This window comes from Roseivirga sp. (assembly GCF_965216855.1).
Classification (GTDB): Bacteria; Bacteroidota; Bacteroidia; order Cytophagales; family Cyclobacteriaceae; genus Roseivirga.
Map to the genome: position 1 here is coordinate 2623424 of NZ_OZ244204.1, position 15230 is coordinate 2638653.

At 42.0% G+C, this 15230-nt stretch carries 14 protein-coding genes; 1 reads left to right on the top strand and 13 read right to left on the bottom strand.

Translation table 11 applies throughout. The features are described from left to right. A complete protein-coding gene (locus tag ACOOEY_RS11590) occupies positions 1-324 on the bottom strand; it encodes a 2Fe-2S iron-sulfur cluster-binding protein (protein WP_420384878.1) in 324 nt (107 codons plus the stop codon). Between the two features lie 33 nt (positions 325-357). On the opposite strand from ACOOEY_RS11590, the gene ACOOEY_RS11595 reads away from it, so the two are divergent. Beyond that, positions 358-1386 (top strand): hypothetical protein, encoded by a 1029-nt coding sequence (locus ACOOEY_RS11595; RefSeq protein ID WP_420384879.1) that lies wholly within the window; start codon positions 358-360, stop codon positions 1384-1386. A 58-nt stretch (positions 1387-1444) separates the two neighbouring features. On the opposite strand, the gene rodA is transcribed toward ACOOEY_RS11595, so the two are convergent. From rodA to ACOOEY_RS11655, 12 genes are all read right to left on the bottom strand, one after another. Next, positions 1445-2719: a rod shape-determining protein RodA gene (rodA, locus tag ACOOEY_RS11600; RefSeq protein WP_420384880.1), complete on the bottom strand. Its 1275-nt coding sequence runs from the start codon at positions 2717-2719 to the stop codon at positions 1445-1447. Further along, positions 2716-4554: a penicillin-binding protein 2 gene (mrdA, locus tag ACOOEY_RS11605; protein WP_420384881.1), complete on the bottom strand. Its 1839-nt coding sequence runs from the start codon at positions 4552-4554 to the stop codon at positions 2716-2718. Before mrdA ends, rodA begins: the two co-directional genes overlap by 4 nt. A gap of 3 nt (positions 4555-4557) precedes the next feature. Then, positions 4558-5070 carry a Rod shape-determining protein MreD gene (locus ACOOEY_RS11610; protein ID WP_420384882.1) on the bottom strand — a complete coding sequence of 171 codons (513 nt, stop codon included), beginning with the start codon at positions 5068-5070 and terminating at the stop codon, positions 4558-4560. Next, positions 5067-5915 carry a rod shape-determining protein MreC gene (gene mreC, locus ACOOEY_RS11615; protein WP_420384883.1) on the bottom strand — a complete coding sequence of 283 codons (849 nt, stop codon included), beginning with the start codon at positions 5913-5915 and terminating at the stop codon, positions 5067-5069. The genes ACOOEY_RS11610 and mreC overlap by 4 nt, the downstream gene beginning before the upstream one ends. A 9-nt stretch (positions 5916-5924) precedes the next feature. Beyond that, positions 5925-6953 (bottom strand): rod shape-determining protein, encoded by a 1029-nt coding sequence (locus ACOOEY_RS11620; RefSeq protein WP_189628630.1) that lies wholly within the window; start codon positions 6951-6953, stop codon positions 5925-5927. A gap of 72 nt (positions 6954-7025) precedes the next feature. After that, positions 7026-8555 (bottom strand): bifunctional phosphoribosylaminoimidazolecarboxamide formyltransferase/IMP cyclohydrolase, encoded by a 1530-nt coding sequence (gene purH, locus ACOOEY_RS11625; protein WP_420384884.1) that lies wholly within the window; start codon positions 8553-8555, stop codon positions 7026-7028. A gap of 38 nt (positions 8556-8593) precedes the next feature. Then, entirely contained in the window at positions 8594-9172 is a 579-nt protein-coding gene (locus ACOOEY_RS11630; RefSeq protein ID WP_420384885.1) for a phosphoribosylglycinamide formyltransferase, read from the bottom strand. Beyond that, a complete protein-coding gene (locus tag ACOOEY_RS11635) occupies positions 9169-10029 on the bottom strand; it encodes a geranylgeranylglycerol-phosphate geranylgeranyltransferase (RefSeq protein ID WP_420384886.1) in 861 nt (286 codons plus the stop codon). Before ACOOEY_RS11635 ends, ACOOEY_RS11630 begins: the two co-directional genes overlap by 4 nt. A 27-nt stretch (positions 10030-10056) precedes the next feature. After that, complete coding sequence (locus ACOOEY_RS11640) at positions 10057-10839, bottom strand: Rossmann-like and DUF2520 domain-containing protein (RefSeq protein WP_420384887.1); 783 nt, start codon at positions 10837-10839, stop codon at positions 10057-10059. A gap of 18 nt (positions 10840-10857) precedes the next feature. Next, positions 10858-12147 carry an aminotransferase class V-fold PLP-dependent enzyme gene (locus ACOOEY_RS11645; RefSeq protein WP_420384888.1) on the bottom strand — a complete coding sequence of 430 codons (1290 nt, stop codon included), beginning with the start codon at positions 12145-12147 and terminating at the stop codon, positions 10858-10860. A 168-nt stretch (positions 12148-12315) separates the two neighbouring features. Then, positions 12316-14868, bottom strand: a complete 2553-nt coding sequence (locus ACOOEY_RS11650) for a heme lyase CcmF/NrfE family subunit (RefSeq protein ID WP_420384889.1) — start codon at positions 14866-14868, stop codon at positions 12316-12318. Positions 14869-14871: 3 nt separating this feature from the next. Next, entirely contained in the window at positions 14872-15225 is a 354-nt protein-coding gene (locus ACOOEY_RS11655; RefSeq protein WP_420384890.1) for a four helix bundle protein, read from the bottom strand. Positions 15226-15230: the final 5 nt, after the last annotated feature.

Below are 15230 nucleotides of genomic sequence, written 5' to 3' on the forward strand. Positions count from 1 at the left end.
TTAGTCCGTATAGGTTAAATGTGGAAACTTATTTTGTTCGGCAACACTCACTTCAATATCTCCATTCAGTGTGTTTTGACAGGCCAGCCTTTCATTTTCCTTCAATCTACCCAAATCGCTGAACTTTTGCTCAGACTCTTTGAGCTCACCAAAATGCTCCATGCCCTTGTGAACAACAAGTCTGCAAGTGGTACATCTACCTTTTGCTCCACAGGCAAACATCCAATCTATTTGATTGTCATGAATAATTTTAAGAATAGAGTCGTTACTAGATGGAACATCTATTAGTGTATTGTTTAGATTTCGGATTAGGATTTTGGGCATTATGCTTAATTTAACTTTGAAAAACTGCCGTACATGCTTTATCAACTAAAACAGTCAGAAGTACCTTCGGTTAGCCAGAAAATTGGCGAAACCATTTGCGATAAAACCTTTCAAAATTATACAAAAATTGATGGCGAACATTTGATTTCCCTGACCAATTCAAGGCAGGTCAATTCCTTTCTCATTCGATCTTTATTTACTCAATGGAGAAAGGAGGTTGAGAAACTGGAGAGCCCTTATTTTGATTTTAAGCATGAGAAGGTAAAGGAGGCACTGAAGAACTTCATGAATGTACTTTCTAACCATATTAGCATAGACAGGCATCACTTACAACCGATACTAACCCAGGCTATTTCCGATACAATTCTTATCGCTTTTGAACCCAGGCTCTTTCTTGAGCATGTGTTGGACCGGTCTGCCAAACCACAGGATTTTAAGCTTCAACTTAAATACATTAAGAATAACCGGGAGCTTTTTAAAAACCTGATTGAACAGATTGGAGACTTCGATACGAAGGCCAGTATTCTTCAGGCTTATGATGATCTGAAAGCCACGGATCGGGAAGAAATCGATCCTAAGGCATTTTTAGATAAACTAAATTCATTAGAGGTGTTGGAGTCATTGTTCGATGTAAAGGAAGAGCCCAAGCCAATTCCTGAACCAATGGTTCCACCGGTTGAAGAGACAAAAGAGGAGGTTCAGCCTGAACCTGCGAAGCCATCCCAACCTGAGCCGGTGCGAAAGGCTTCTGATGAGCAACAGGCATCGACACTGAACGATCGATTTGAATCATCCTCGAAAGGACAGACTCTGGCGGAAAAGCTTCAACGAAAAGTCAACAAGTCAATTGAGGCCAGCTTAACCCTTAATGAAAAGTTCATGTTCCAGAATAACCTCTTTCATGGCGATAATGCCCGTATGAAACAGGCTTTTGCAGCTATTGATCAGGCCATGAGCCTTCAGGACGCTCTAAATAGAGCCAATGCTTTCAACGATGGTTGGGATATGGATAGCGAGGAAGTTGAAGCTTTCATGGGAGTGTTGGAGAGACGGTTTTCTTAAGTCGACTATCAGTTATCAGAAATCAGTATAACAGAGCAAGAAATTAATATCTCAAAATTTAACTTCTTGAAAGCACCTGAGCTCTATGCATATCAATTTTGAGCAAGACAAAGAGCATAATGGTAAATGACCATAGTGAAGAGCCCCCATAACTAAAGAATGGCAGAGGAATACCAACAACCGGGAAGAGCCCTATGGTCATGGCGATGTTAATGGTAAAATGAAAGAAGATTATCCCTGCCACGGCATAGCCATAGAATCGGGCAAACTTTGACTTTTGCCGTTCAGCTATAAAAACTATTCTTAATATGAGTGCGATAAAAAGGAAAATCATGACAGCACTACCCAGCCAGCCATGTTCTTCTGCCAGGGTACTGAAGATAAAATCGGTACTCTGTTCAGGTACATAACCAAACTTGGTTTGTGTTCCCTCCAGAAAACCTTTGCCGGAAAAACCACCGGAACCAATGGCAATTTTAGACTGCTCCAGGTTCCAACCCTCTGCCTGAGGATCTACTAGCTCAGGACGGAAAATGGCTTCAATCCTTTTTCTTTGATATTCTTTGAGTACCTCATTTAGAAAGTAGTCTGTCCCCAGTACGAAACCTGAGACAACAATGGTCATAATTAAGGTGGCGAAAATTCTCTTTCTTGTTTTCTCCTGAAACAGGATTGCCAGTAGCGTTAATGTGCCGATACCGATAAAGATATATTGCTGTGGAAGCAGAAGAGTAAGTATAAAAAGTACGGCTATACTGATTCCCAGAATCAGGTAGATGGCAGGAAAGCCTTCCCTGTAAAGAGGAATGAGTAAAGCGGCAAAAACCATTGAAGATCCTGTATCTGGCTGTAATTGAATCAGACCAATAGGGATGATAATCATTAACAACACCTTTACCTGGGTACTGAAATCGGTGAGTTTAACATGGTTGGTAGAAACATACCTGGCCATGAACAAGGCTGTGGCCAATTTGGTAAATTCAGCAGGTTGAAGCCTGAAGGCTCCAATTTCGAACCAGGCTTTGGCCCCATTCACCTCTCGTCCAAATACCAGAACTCCCGCTAGTAACAAGACCATTACAAAATAGAGGATAGGAGCAAAGGACTCGTAAATTCTGAAGTCCAAAAGAAGAATGACGGTAATCAGTATAACCGATGTGCCTATCCAGAGTAATTGTTTACCCGACTCCAGAGTAAGATCAAAAATGCTTTGCTCCTGAACAGGATCATAAACGGAGGCGAAAATATTGAACCAGCCTAAGGTAACCAGTATAAAATACAGGAATACAACCAGCCAGTCCAGGTCTCCAAAAAGTCCGCCCTCTCGTCTCAATTTTCAGTTTCTAATCCTATCAGGTATTCTTTATTGAGAATGTACTTCTCTTTATCGAACCAGGTCTTTTTAATATAGCCCCTGATGTACTTTTCAATAATAAGACTTGCCGTAACAGCAGATGCACCACCACCCCATCCGGAGTTTTCGGTATAGACTGCGATGGCAATTTTAGGGTCTTCTGCTGGCGCAAAAGCCATGAACACGGAGTGATCCAGGGTCTCATCTTTAACACCGTTTTCGGCTGTCCCTGTTTTTCCTGCAATGGTAATGTCTGAAATAACGGCTCTTCCTGCAGTCCTTTTCACTGCTTTGGTCATGCCATCAATAATGGCCGGGTAGTAGTCATCTCCCTTACCGGTATAGTGCTTTTCGAACTCCAGTTGAGTCACTTCTCCATTATCTTCCAGCTCCCGCACAAGGTGCGGAGTATAATAATAACCCCTATTGGCAATAATGGCGGCCAGGTTGGCTACCTGAAGAGGTGTTACCTCTAATTCACCTTGCCCAATGGATAAAGAGTAAATGGTACTATATGCCCAGCTTCCTTTTTCCTTAGGGTATATTTTATGGTAATAGTCGGCATCAGGGACAGTTCCAGGAACTTCACCCTTAATATCAAGACCAAGCTTGTTTCCAAAACCAAATTTTCTAACCGCTTCAGCCCACTTCTCCATGCCGATATGAGTATCTGTAAAGTAGCTGCTGGAAAGCCCCTGGTTTACTGTTCGTCTCATCACCTCCCAGAAATAGTTATTGGAAGAATACTCAATCCCTCGAGATACATCGTACAGACCGGCAGGAGCATGATCTCCGAGATTATTCAGATTTACCTTAATAGGATCAGTTGTATTTATTACACCTTCATCGAGTGCGATGAGGGCCTGAACTGTTTTAAAGATTGATCCGGGAGGATATTTCGCTTGAATGGCCCTGTTAAATAATGGAGCTGTAGTGTCATTTTTGATTTCATCGAAATACTTACCAAAGTTCTTTCCAGATAGCTGATTAGGGTCATAAGATGGGGCAGAAACCATCACCAGTATTTCCCCTGTTGAAGGTTCAATAGCCACTACGCTGCCTCTTTTCCCGGCCATTAGTTTTTCCGCATAGGCCTGAAGGTCCAGGTCTATGGTTGTGATAAGGTTTTTGCCTGGAATAGAAGCAGTATCCAGTTCACCATTGCGATAATTACCTTTCTCGATGCCGTTAACGTTTACGACTTTTCGGCTAACACCTCTTTCTCCCCGAAGTATTTCTTCATAGTGCTCCTCCAGGCCGGTTATGCCTTTGTAATCTCCAGATTTGTAGTAATCTGTGGTGTCTTTTTCTAAATCCTGTGGACTTACCTCTCCAATGTAACCGACCTCATTAGCGAGAATAGGTTGGGTATACCTTCTTACCGTTCTGGGATTCACATAGAAGCCACCAAACTGATACATATGATCCTGAATTTTGGCATACTTCTCATGCGAAAGCTTTTTTAGGAAAGCAGAGGGTTTCACAGGAGAATAGGACCGGGCCTTCTTCATATTAGCCACAAACTCCTCTTCGGTAATCTCGAACAGTTGGCAGAATTCAGTAGTGTCATTAACAGAAACATCTCTGGGTACTACCATCAGATCATAAATGGGCTCATTGTAAACAATCAGCTTGTTGTTCCTGTCATACATCAATCCTCGGAAGGGATACTCAGTGATGGTATGAATGATGTTCCTTTCGGCCTTCATCTGATAGGTTTTATCTACAACCTGTAAGGCAAAAAGCTTAACCAGGAAAACGACTCCAATTAAAATGAAAATACCCTGAATAATATATCTTCTGTTTTCTAACATGGCCTAGCTGGATTTCGGATAAAAAAGATACTGCGTAAAGACAACAAATACCAATGTTACAACGGTGGAAACCAGGGCCTTTGTTATAGTATGCCAGAAGAATTGTGCTGAACCTGCCTCAATAAAAAAGACAATGCAGCAATAAGAAAATATCAGAGGGGCAGCATAGGCCAAAAACCACTGAACTCCATAGTTATTCAAGATCATCAGGTCATTCACTTCATAACCACTTCTGGGGAGGATTATGCCCATCCAGAAAGGTCTGATGAACATGATAAAGACGGCTGCTGAAGCATGTATGCCCAGCGTCTGAGAAAATAAGTCTACAATTAAAGCACTGATTAAAGCCAGCACCATACCTCCTGTAAATCCGGCTTCACTGGGTAAGCTTAACAAGAAGAGTAGATAGACAAAGGAAAATCCAACCTGAAAAACCACAAAGTTTCTGAAGATGAAGACCTGTGCGGTCATCAACAGAATAAACGATATAATAAGAAGCAGGGCATGCTTGCTCATTGGAATAGTTGTTCGTTTGCGATGATTAAAGAATCCTGTTCAGGCTTATCATAATTTTTAATGACATAGACATAAGAAAGACTTCCAAAGTCTACACTCAATTTGATTACCGTGTTCAGGTACGTATTGTTCTTGTCTGGTGAGCTACTAACCACCGTTCCAATCATTACTTCTTTTGGAAAAATGGGGTTAAAGCCGGAAGTGACGATTGTATCTCCCGGTTCAATCCTGATATCAGGAGTAAGATAAAGTAGCCTGGCTTCCTGCGGATTTACACCTTCCCAAAGCACAGTCCCCATTCTTCCTGACGCTTTATGCTTAGCAGAAATTGGGTTTTTAGTATTGAGTAAAGAAATACCCTCGGCAAACTTCTTACTTACCCCTCTGATTTTCCCAACGACTCCAAAAGAGTTAATTACCCCCATTCCTTCTTCAAGGCCATCAGAGCTGCCCTTGTTCAACATAAAGAAGTTATTGGTATTACGAATATCGTTTCTAATGACCTCAGCCGTGATGAGTTCGAACGTCAGGCTGTCCAGAGAATCACTGGCTACCAAAATAGGTTCGACAAGGCTGTCTGTTGGCAAGGTCTCTTGCGACAGCAAGAGGGAGCGTAACCTGGCATTTTCTTCAGCTAATTGCTTATTGACTTTCTTCAGACTGAAGTACTCAGAGATATTGTTGGTCGACTCGTTGATCGAACCTGAGATACCTGCCGTGGTCTTAGTGAAACTACTTCTCTGATAATCGTTATGCCGTACGATGAGCCAAACACAAATGAGCTCAAGGAGCAAAAAGGTAAAAAATGCCCTAAATCGATATAGGAATGAAAGTAGCTGACCCATTCATTCAGATTATGTCATTAAAACTGCTCTGTATGAATTGATGTTTTTCAATGCCTCTCCGGTACCTCTGACTACAGCTCTTAACGGATCATCTGCGATGTGAATTGGCAGCTTGGTTTTCAGGGCCAGTCGTTTGTCCAGTCCTTTCAACATAGCACCTCCACCTGTCAGATAAATTCCTCTGTCGTAGATATCGGCAGAAAGTTCTGGTGGCGAAATCTCCAGGGCTTTGAGCACAGCTTCTTCTATTTTGGATACTGACTTATCTAGTGCGAAAGCAATTTCAGAATAAGAAATCTTGATCACCTTAGGAATACCCGTCATCAGGTCTCTACCTCTGATCTCATAATCTTCCGGAGCATCTTCCAACTCAGTCAAAGCAGAGCCGATAGCGATTTTTACTTTTTCAGCACTTCTTTCACCAATGAGCAGGTTGTGCTGTCTTCTCATATAATCGAGAATGTCTTTGGTAAAGGTATCTCCTGCTACACGAATAGACTGGTCGCAAACAATACCGCTTAATGCGATAACAGCGATTTCGGTTGTACCACCTCCAATATCTACAATCATGGAACCTACAGGTTCATCGATTTTGATTCCGGTACCAATGGCTGCTGCAATTGGTTCGTAAATCATATAGACTTCTTTGGCATTGGCGTGCTCGGCAGAGTCACGTACAGCACGCTTTTCTACTTCCGTAATGCCTGAAGGGATACAGATGACCATACGATGAGAAGAAGGCATAAAGCTCCTTTTCTTCAGGTCAATCATTTTGATCATCCCCTTGATCATCATTTCTGCTGCTTCAAAGTCAGCGATAACACCATCTTTCAGAGGCCTGATGGTTTTAATGTTTTCATGCGTTTTTTCGTGCATGTTCATGGCCTCTTTACCAATGGCTAAAACCTTATTGGTATTTTTATCTATTGCGATGATAGACGGCTCGTCTACCACGATTTTGTCTCTATGAATAATCAGCGTATTGGCCGTTCCAAGGTCAATGGCAATGTCGCTGGTTAGAAAATCGAAAAAACCCATTTGAGTTGGTCTCCTTGTCGTTTAAATAATTCGACTAATGTAATGATTCATCAAAACCTAGCCTAATCAAAATTAGTGTTTAAAATGTCTTGTGCCGGTAAATACCATGGCCATGTCGTGTTCATCGCAGTAGTTGATGGACAATTCATCTTTAATTGATCCACCAGGCTGGATAACAGCGTCAATTCCCTCACCGTGAGCAATTTCCACACAGTCAGGGAATGGGAAGAATGCATCAGATGCCATAACAGCTCCGTTCAACTCGAATCCAAACGCTTTGGCTTTTTCAATAGCCTGCTTTAAAGCGTCAACTCTTGAAGTCTGTCCCACACCACTGGACAACATTTGATTTTCTGTCGCCAGAATAATGGTGTTTGACTTAGTATGTTTACAAACTTTGGAAGCGAATACGAGAGCCTTTTTCTGAGCTTCGGTAACCTCTTTTTTGGTTACTGTTTTGAAGTCAGCAGCCTGATCGGTTACCAGGTCTCTATCCTGAACAATAACACCGTTCAAAAGGCTCTTATATTGTTTCTTCGCGGTTAAATTTTGCTTTTTAACCAGCAATATTCTGTTCTTCTTGCCTTTGAGTAATTCAAGAGCATCTGCATCAAATCCTGGAGCAATGAGTACTTCAAAGAAAAGGCTGTTGAGTTCTTCAGCAGCAGCCATATCGATTGGCTGATTAGAAACCAGCACACCACCGAAAGCACTGACTGTATCGGCTGCAAAAGCTTTCAGGTATGCATCTTTAACGTCAGAACCAATGGATACTCCACAGGCATTGGTGTGTTTTAGTATCGCGAAAGCATTTTCAGAATCATCAAACTCTTCGATGAGGCAGACAGCAGCATCGATATCTACCAGGTTGTTATATGAAAGCTCCTTTCCGTTCAGCTGATCGAAAAGGTCTTCCAATGGACCATAGAAGTGACCTTCCTGATGAGGGTTTTCACCGTATCTCAGTTGCTTTCCTGATCTTTCGCTCACCTTAAATTTGTCAAGGTTCTCTTCCTGATTGAAGTAATTGAAGATAGCTGAATCGTAATGAGAAGAGATATCAAAGGCTTCAGCCGCAAACCTTCTCCTGTCAGCCATATCTGTTGCACAATTCTTTTCTTTCAATAAAGCTTCGACAGCAGGATACTGCTCTCTGCTTGATACAATCAGTACATCTTTGAAGTTCTTGGCAGCCGCTCTGATAAGAGAGATTCCCCCGATATCTATTTTCTCAATGATGTCTTGCTCAGCAGCACCAGAGGCTACCGTTTCTTCAAATGGATAAAGGTCTACAATGACCAAATCGATTGAAGGAATTTCAAATTCCTGAGCCTGGGCAATGTCACCTTCATTATCTCTTCTATGAAGAATACCGCCAAAGACCTTTGGGTGAAGTGTTTTTACCCTGCCACCGAAAATTGAAGGGTAGCTGGTGAGGTCTTCAACAGGGACTACTTCAGCACCTTGTTCTTCAATGAATTTCTGAGTTCCACCAGTGGAGTATATGGTCACTCCATTGGCTTTCAACAGCTCAATGATAGGAGCGAGATTGTCTTTGTAAAATACTGAGATTAATGCGGATTGGATTTTTACCTGCGACATTACGAAGGGGAATTAAGTAAGTCGCAAAACTAGGGATTTTATATCGATTTGAGAACTTCTTGCTCAACCACTTTTGGATAATTTTTGTGCTCCAGCTTGAGCACTTTGGCAGCAATGTCTTCGGCAGAATCTGTCGAATCGAGTTGACATTTTTCCTGAAAGAGAATCTGTCCTTCGTCATATGCCTCGTTCACAAAGTGAATGGTAAGTCCTGACTCAGTTTCTCCTGCTGCTTTTACCGCTTTATGCACGTTCATTCCGTACATGCCTTGGCCACCGTATTTGGGTAGCAGGGCAGGATGGATATTAAATATTCGATTGGGAAAGGCACTGACTAGCTGTCCCGGAATTAGAAGCATGAAACCAGCCAAAACTATAAAGTCTACCTGCTCATGTTTGAGAATGTCAATAATCACTTCTCCGGTTTCCCAATAAGTACGATTGTAGATGTGATGAGGTATTCCAAAGCGTTCTGCTCTTTGAATCACCCCGGCCGATTTATTATTGGTAAAAATCGAAACGATTTCAATCTCTGGGTGACTTTTGAAGTGCTCAAAGAATTTTTCAGCATTGGAACCACTCCCAGAAGCAAAAATTGAAAGTCTCTTTTTATTCATATCCAAATCATACTTAGCACTCCTAAAAGCATAATCACTTTGCAGTAAGTGCTGAGGTTGTGAAAATCTTTGATGGTGTCTGCTCTTTGGACACCAAGTCCCAAAAGTAATAAAGTAATGGCGAGAATGACTGGCAGTATATAAGACAAGTCCCAAAGCAACCAGATCACTGTAATTTCAAAGGCGATCATGATGGCATAAATAATTTGTTTGGTCCTGGCCACACCCAGTACAATGGGGATGGTTTTACACCCGTATCGCGCATCACCTTTCATGTCTTCAGTATCTTTTATGATTTCACGGATTAGGGTGATAAATGCAGAGAATATGGCGTAGCAGGCAATAATGTAGGCCCTTTGATGAAAGTATTCCGCTACTAATATCAGAGTTGTTCCGGTGAGGACAGCCACGACAAAATTTCCAATAAAGGGAAGTCTCTTCAATTGGTTCGAGTACAGCCACAGCATGAATGCCGCGCCAAACATGATTATTCCAATCTGTATCGAAATAAAAAAACCAATGGCAATAGCCGTAATGTTGAGTGCAGAATGACCGAAGATGACCCAGCGTCTCCTTAGTGCTTTACCAACCACAACCCTTTCCGGTTTGTTGACAAAGTCTATTTTGATATCATAGTAGTCATTAATGAGGTATCCGGCACTGGTGACCATTACTGTTGCGGATACCATGAGGAAAAAGTTGAGGTCCCTAAAGATTTCAGACCAATCTCCTCGGTCGGTTAAAAGAAATAAGGCCGTAAGATATTGTGTCAGTGCTACAATGAACAGATTGATACCTCTAATGAGTTTGAGGTAGTTATAGATAAATGATGGTCTGAAAATCTTAGCGACTCGCATTGCGCTTATTTACGCAGCAAAGATATTTCAGTTCGAGTATGAATCTATAATATGTTGAGATATAAGTCGATAAATTTCAGCCAGTTCCGGATCAGTCTTCAAAGACTCATATTGTAAGTCCAGCGTTTTGAGGTCTTCCCTAATAGCAGGTCCTGTTTGGGCTCGTTTAGGACCAATTTCAAAAGACTTGTTAATAGTTTCAGCAATGAGTGGTTTGAGCATCTCAAAATCGAGGGACTGATTCTGCATAATATTCTGTGACACAGTGAACATGTGGTTAGTGAAATTACAGGCAAAAACAGCCGCCAGGTGAATAGCTCTCCTTTGCTGACTCGATATTTCCTGTGCTTTGTCACTAATGGATTGGCCGAGGCGAAGCAGGGCATCGGTTGTAAATCGGTTTTCTCCTTCCACGCAAATGGGAATATTCTCAAAGGAAACCGCCTTCCCTTTACTGAAGGTTTGCAGAGGGTAGAAGACCCCAACATTGTCAGTTGGGGCATAGCCCAAAGTACTAAGAGGCTTTGAGCCCGAGGTATGGCAGAGAATAGCTTCTTTTGGTAGGCTTATCCGTGAGGCTACGTCCTCTATGGCGTCATCGGCAATTGCCAGAATGAATATCTCAGCATCAATTTCAGACATATTCAGACTGCTACCAGTGGTAGCGTTGAAATAATCCATTCCAAACTTACGAGCCTTCTCAGAATCCCGATCATATATATGACTGATCAGGTGCCCAGCATTTTCCAGGCTCCTTGATAAGTGCCAGGCGACATTGCCTGTGCCAATAATTGCAATTCGATTTGCCACGTAGCGAAGTTAGTGAAACTATACTTTTGCGGCCATATGAATAGCTTCAACCAGTCGATCTAAGTCATATATAGAGGTGTATACATGTGGAGTGATTCTGGGTCCGTTCACTTTCTCATACTTCACGGGACTGGTATGTACCTTGTGTGTGCTGAAAAGTGAATTATGCACTGGCCCGGCATCCTTTCCATCGATACCAAAATTGAACAAGGCTCCACTGAATTGAGGTTTTGTGGAAGTATAGAACCTCACTTTATCGATGTCCCTGACCTGATCTACCCAGTACTGCTTAAGGTATTTTAGGCGTGCTTCTTTTCTGGCTGAACCAATGGCTTGATGAAAGTCAATGGCTGAGCCAATGGCTTGCTCTATGGCAAAAGAGCGGGTTCCTATGTTTTCAAACTTTCTGATATTGTCTTCCTGCCCCTCAGGTGAAGCCAGCAGAGGCCAGACATCTTTTATTTTTTGTTTGTTAATGTATAGCAAACCAGTACCGAATGGGGCACAAAGCCACTTGTGTAAGCTGGTACCGAAGAAGTCACAACCCAGGTCGCTTATTTTAAAGTCAAGATGAGCAAAGGTGTGAGCGCCATCAACAACTGAATAAAGATTATTGGCTTTGGCCAAGTCACAAAGCCTTTTCACCGGCATAATGTGCCCAGTCCAGTTGATCATATGGGTGATGTGAAGCACTTTGGTTCTGGGGGTTATGGCTGCTTTGAACTTAGCAACTACTTCGTCATCACTTTCCATTGGGATATCAAAGTCTAGCCACTTCAAAACAATGCCATCGCGCCTCTCACGCTGCCTCCAGGCATTCATCATGTTGGGGTAGTCATACTTGGTAAGGATGACCTCATCACCAGCCTTGAGATTAAGGCCAAAGATGACTGTATTGACCGCCTCCGTAGTATTTCTGTTGATAGCCAGTTCATCAGGGTCTGTTCCGGCCAGATGAGCCAGCTTTGCCCTCAACGGTTCCCTTCCCTGGTCTAGAACTCTCCACATAAAGTAAGAAGGAGCCTCGTTGCAATAAGTATAATACCTGTTGGCGGCATCCTGAACCACTTTGGGCTGAGGGCTTACTCCTCCGTTGTTCAGGTTAATAATGCTGTTAGATGTAGTGTAGGCTTGTTGAATTCGCCTCCATAGTTCTTCGTCCTGGGCGGCAGCTTCAGGGCTTAAATTATTCAGGTCTAATAGAGCCTGTGAGATATCTTCTGCCAGTGATTTTTGAAAAAATGAGGTAAGAGAGAGTGTTCCTGCGGTGAGGAAGGTTTTTCTAAAAAATGATCTTCTGTTGGTCATGAGTCCCTATTTGATTCTTTCAAAATAGGGAAATTTGAAGGGAAGAGGAAATGATATTATTTGGAGTGAAGGCTACCTGATTAGTCCTGACCTTCAAGAGGCCAGGAGGTTTTCAAGTTTCGAATACTTTAGGAAAGGGATAAAGAAACTTGAAGACCAACTGTTCATTTACGCCATTCCTTTATCCCTCATTTTCATGAAGTCTATGTAGCGTCTTCTCGTAGCAACTATAAAACCAACAATCATAACAATGGTGCCTATCCACAAGATATTGATCTGAGGCTTCTCTATCGCTTGTAGAATAATCCAGTCTTTTTGAGTGGTTTCGATGCCAAGTTCCACGGAGCCATCTTCTGGGTTGATATTTTCCAAAGTAACGCGAGAGGCTATTTCCTGATTTACTTCAGGCGGTCTACCGAGGTTGTTGTCTTTAATGATAAACTTAGGTTCCAAATAGAGCCTCTGGTCATTTTCTATGAATACCTCGATGTTCGCCTTAACGGCTGCATCTTCGGGTCCCATGTCTACAAAATTAACCCGGGGAATTCTTTCAAGTCCCTTGAAGTCGGCTACATAATCATTGATGAAAAAACGTTCACCCGGCTTTACAGTGATAATTTCTTTTTCGCTCCACTCTGTATTCTCATCATTAAAGTCGGAATCTAGGGCTACAAAAGTATACAGGTCTCGATTCCATTGTTTTTTAATATCAGGGGACACCACAGTCTGGCCCATTTCCTCATTTTTCTGAGTTCTTGGATAAAGAGTAAACTTACGGCCTGAACTCAGGGAAGTGTATTCTACTTCGTGATAGGTGTTTTCAGGAGTTCTGAAGTACAATGTATCCCCAGCTGCAGCAACTTGTTCTCCGTTTTTGGAAATGTTTACTCTTGTAACTTTATAATGGGCATTTTCAGTGTTGTCCAGATAAGACTTTCTGATATAACCAGGAATGCCTTCAGCCTTGAGGCCTTCACTTTTATAAAGTAGTGAGTAACCAGCCATAGGCTTGGGGTCATTAAGGAAGAGGACTACGTTATTGGTGTTTTGCTCTTCAGTAAACTCCCGGCTGATGATCGTGGTATTTTTAGAAATCACTCTCGAGTAACCCTCTGAAAACATAATACCAATAAGCATCATGGCAATACCGATATGGGCAATTGAGCCACCTGTCAGTTTGTAACTTCTGGACCTGATGAGATCGATCATGATCTTGAAGTTGGAAACAATGGAATACATACCGGCAACCAATACCACAATGTAGAGCGGATTATAAATGTCTTCCAAAACAAAAATGAGGGCTGACAAGACAAGAGAAATCAGAACAGGGAAAGTCATAGCTGTTTTCAGCTTTTCTTTATCCATTTTCTTCCAAAAGAAGAATTGACCTGTACCTGATAATAGCGCTATACCTATTCCGAACCATACCTGCCATTTGGAATAGAAGGCCACCTGATCGGTTGGTGGGGCCAGGCTGGAAATACCTCCAAATAATTCTACAATCTTATTAATTACAGGAAAGGAAGTAGGAATTAGGACCTGGAAGGACATAAGACACAGTACCAGGGCACCAATAAATATCCAGAACTCTCTTGAGTAAGCACTGGCTTCCTTTTCCGAGGTTGGTAATTGTTTCCAAACCCTTGCCGCAATGAAAATGGAAGCTGCGATAAAGAATAAGAGATAAAGCAGGAGCTGACCGGATAGCCCCAAATCAGTAAATGAATGAACAGATGTATTGCCGAGAATACCGCTTCGGGTTAGGAAAGTTGCATATAATATTAGTATGAAGGTTGAAATCACCAATACTATTGAAGTCTTTAAAGCAGTGTCATTTTTCTTAAAAATGATCATGGTATGCATACTGGCAATCAAGGTAAGCCATGGTATATAGACAGCGTTTTCAACAGGGTCCCAATTCCAATAGCCACCAAAGTTGAGTGTTTCATAAGCCCAATAAGCACCCATTACGATGGCCGTTCCCAGAATTACTCCTCCGAAAATCGTCCATGGTAAAGCTGGTCTGATCCAGTCTTTAAAGTCCTTACGCCATAGGCCGGCTATACAAAATGAGAAAGGGATCAGTGTAAGGGCAAAGCCCAAAAATGTCATGGGAGGGTGAATAACCATCCAGTAGTTTTGAAGCAGAGGATTCAATCCAGTACCATCTTCAGGGATAAAGTCAGGGTTGATTAAGAAGACAGTATCGTTCATTACATCTCTTAGAAGAAGGAATGGAGACGAGCCCAGTTTCATGTCGCCAAAGACTACTACACCTAAGATCATTGAGGCAAGGAAAGCCTGGACGGCTGCGAAAACAGTCATTACAGGGGCTTCCCATTTTTTGTTAGTTTTTATGAGAATAAAACCAAGCAGTGCGTTCCATACAGACCAGATGAGGAAACTACCTTCCTGCCCTTCCCAGAAACAGGCTATCATATAATGAACAGGCAGATCTTTGGAAGCGTGAGACCAGGCGTAATGGTACTCAAAGTAATTGTTATAGATGATTAGGAAGAGGGTAACAGCAGTTCCTAAAACAGCCGTACCATGAATCCAGAAGGTGTATCTCGCAAATTTGATCCATGAAGCATTGCCTATTTCATTATTTAAAGCTGCTTTGCCATAGGCAAACGCGGCAATAATAGAGGTAACAAAGGAGATGATAACTAGTAAATGACCGATATTACCTATTGTGGTATGAACTGTAGCAAGGATCAAGGGTTAAGAATTAAGGTTTTTTATAAGGACAAATAACATTGACTTGATTTCTTCAATTTTCTCAAAGAATGCTGTAGCCAGGGGTTCTTCAATGTATTCTAAGTCTTTCGAGAACTCCAGTAAATATTCTGTTTCATGAATCGAGCCCATAGAAATGTTTAAAAACTGGGCATATTCTTTTTTACTTTTTCTACCACTGCCTTCTGCAATATTGGTTGGTACCGAAAGTGCCGCTCTTCTCAGCTGATTAGTAACTGCAAACTGTTCAGGCTTAGGGAAAGATTCAGAGGCTTTATAAACCTCAAGCGCCAGATGATGAGCTTTTTGCCAGACTATTAAACTTCTAAACCCTTTCATCCTTT

What these genes read in the sequence shown, in the direction of transcription:
- ACOOEY_RS11590 (WP_420384878.1), bottom strand. Translation starts at nt 324, where the DNA reads ATGCCCAAAATCCTAATCCGAAATCTAAACAATACACTAATAGATGTT.
- ACOOEY_RS11595 (WP_420384879.1), top strand. Translation starts at nt 358, where the DNA reads ATGCTTTATCAACTAAAACAGTCAGAAGTACCTTCGGTTAGCCAGAAA.
- mrdA (WP_420384881.1), bottom strand. Translation starts at nt 4,554, where the DNA reads ATGTTAGAAAACAGAAGATATATTATTCAGGGTATTTTCATTTTAATT.
- ACOOEY_RS11610 (WP_420384882.1), bottom strand. Translation starts at nt 5,070, where the DNA reads ATGAGCAAGCATGCCCTGCTTCTTATTATATCGTTTATTCTGTTGATG.
- mreC (WP_420384883.1), bottom strand. Translation starts at nt 5,915, where the DNA reads ATGGGTCAGCTACTTTCATTCCTATATCGATTTAGGGCATTTTTTACC.
- ACOOEY_RS11620 (WP_189628630.1), bottom strand. Translation starts at nt 6,953, where the DNA reads ATGGGTTTTTTCGATTTTCTAACCAGCGACATTGCCATTGACCTTGGA.
- purH (WP_420384884.1), bottom strand. Translation starts at nt 8,555, where the DNA reads ATGTCGCAGGTAAAAATCCAATCCGCATTAATCTCAGTATTTTACAAA.
- ACOOEY_RS11630 (WP_420384885.1), bottom strand. Translation starts at nt 9,172, where the DNA reads ATGAATAAAAAGAGACTTTCAATTTTTGCTTCTGGGAGTGGTTCCAAT.
- ACOOEY_RS11635 (WP_420384886.1), bottom strand. Translation starts at nt 10,029, where the DNA reads ATGCGAGTCGCTAAGATTTTCAGACCATCATTTATCTATAACTACCTC.
- ACOOEY_RS11645 (WP_420384888.1), bottom strand. Translation starts at nt 12,147, where the DNA reads ATGACCAACAGAAGATCATTTTTTAGAAAAACCTTCCTCACCGCAGGA.
- ACOOEY_RS11655 (WP_420384890.1), bottom strand. Translation starts at nt 15,225, where the DNA reads ATGAAAGGGTTTAGAAGTTTAATAGTCTGGCAAAAAGCTCATCATCTG.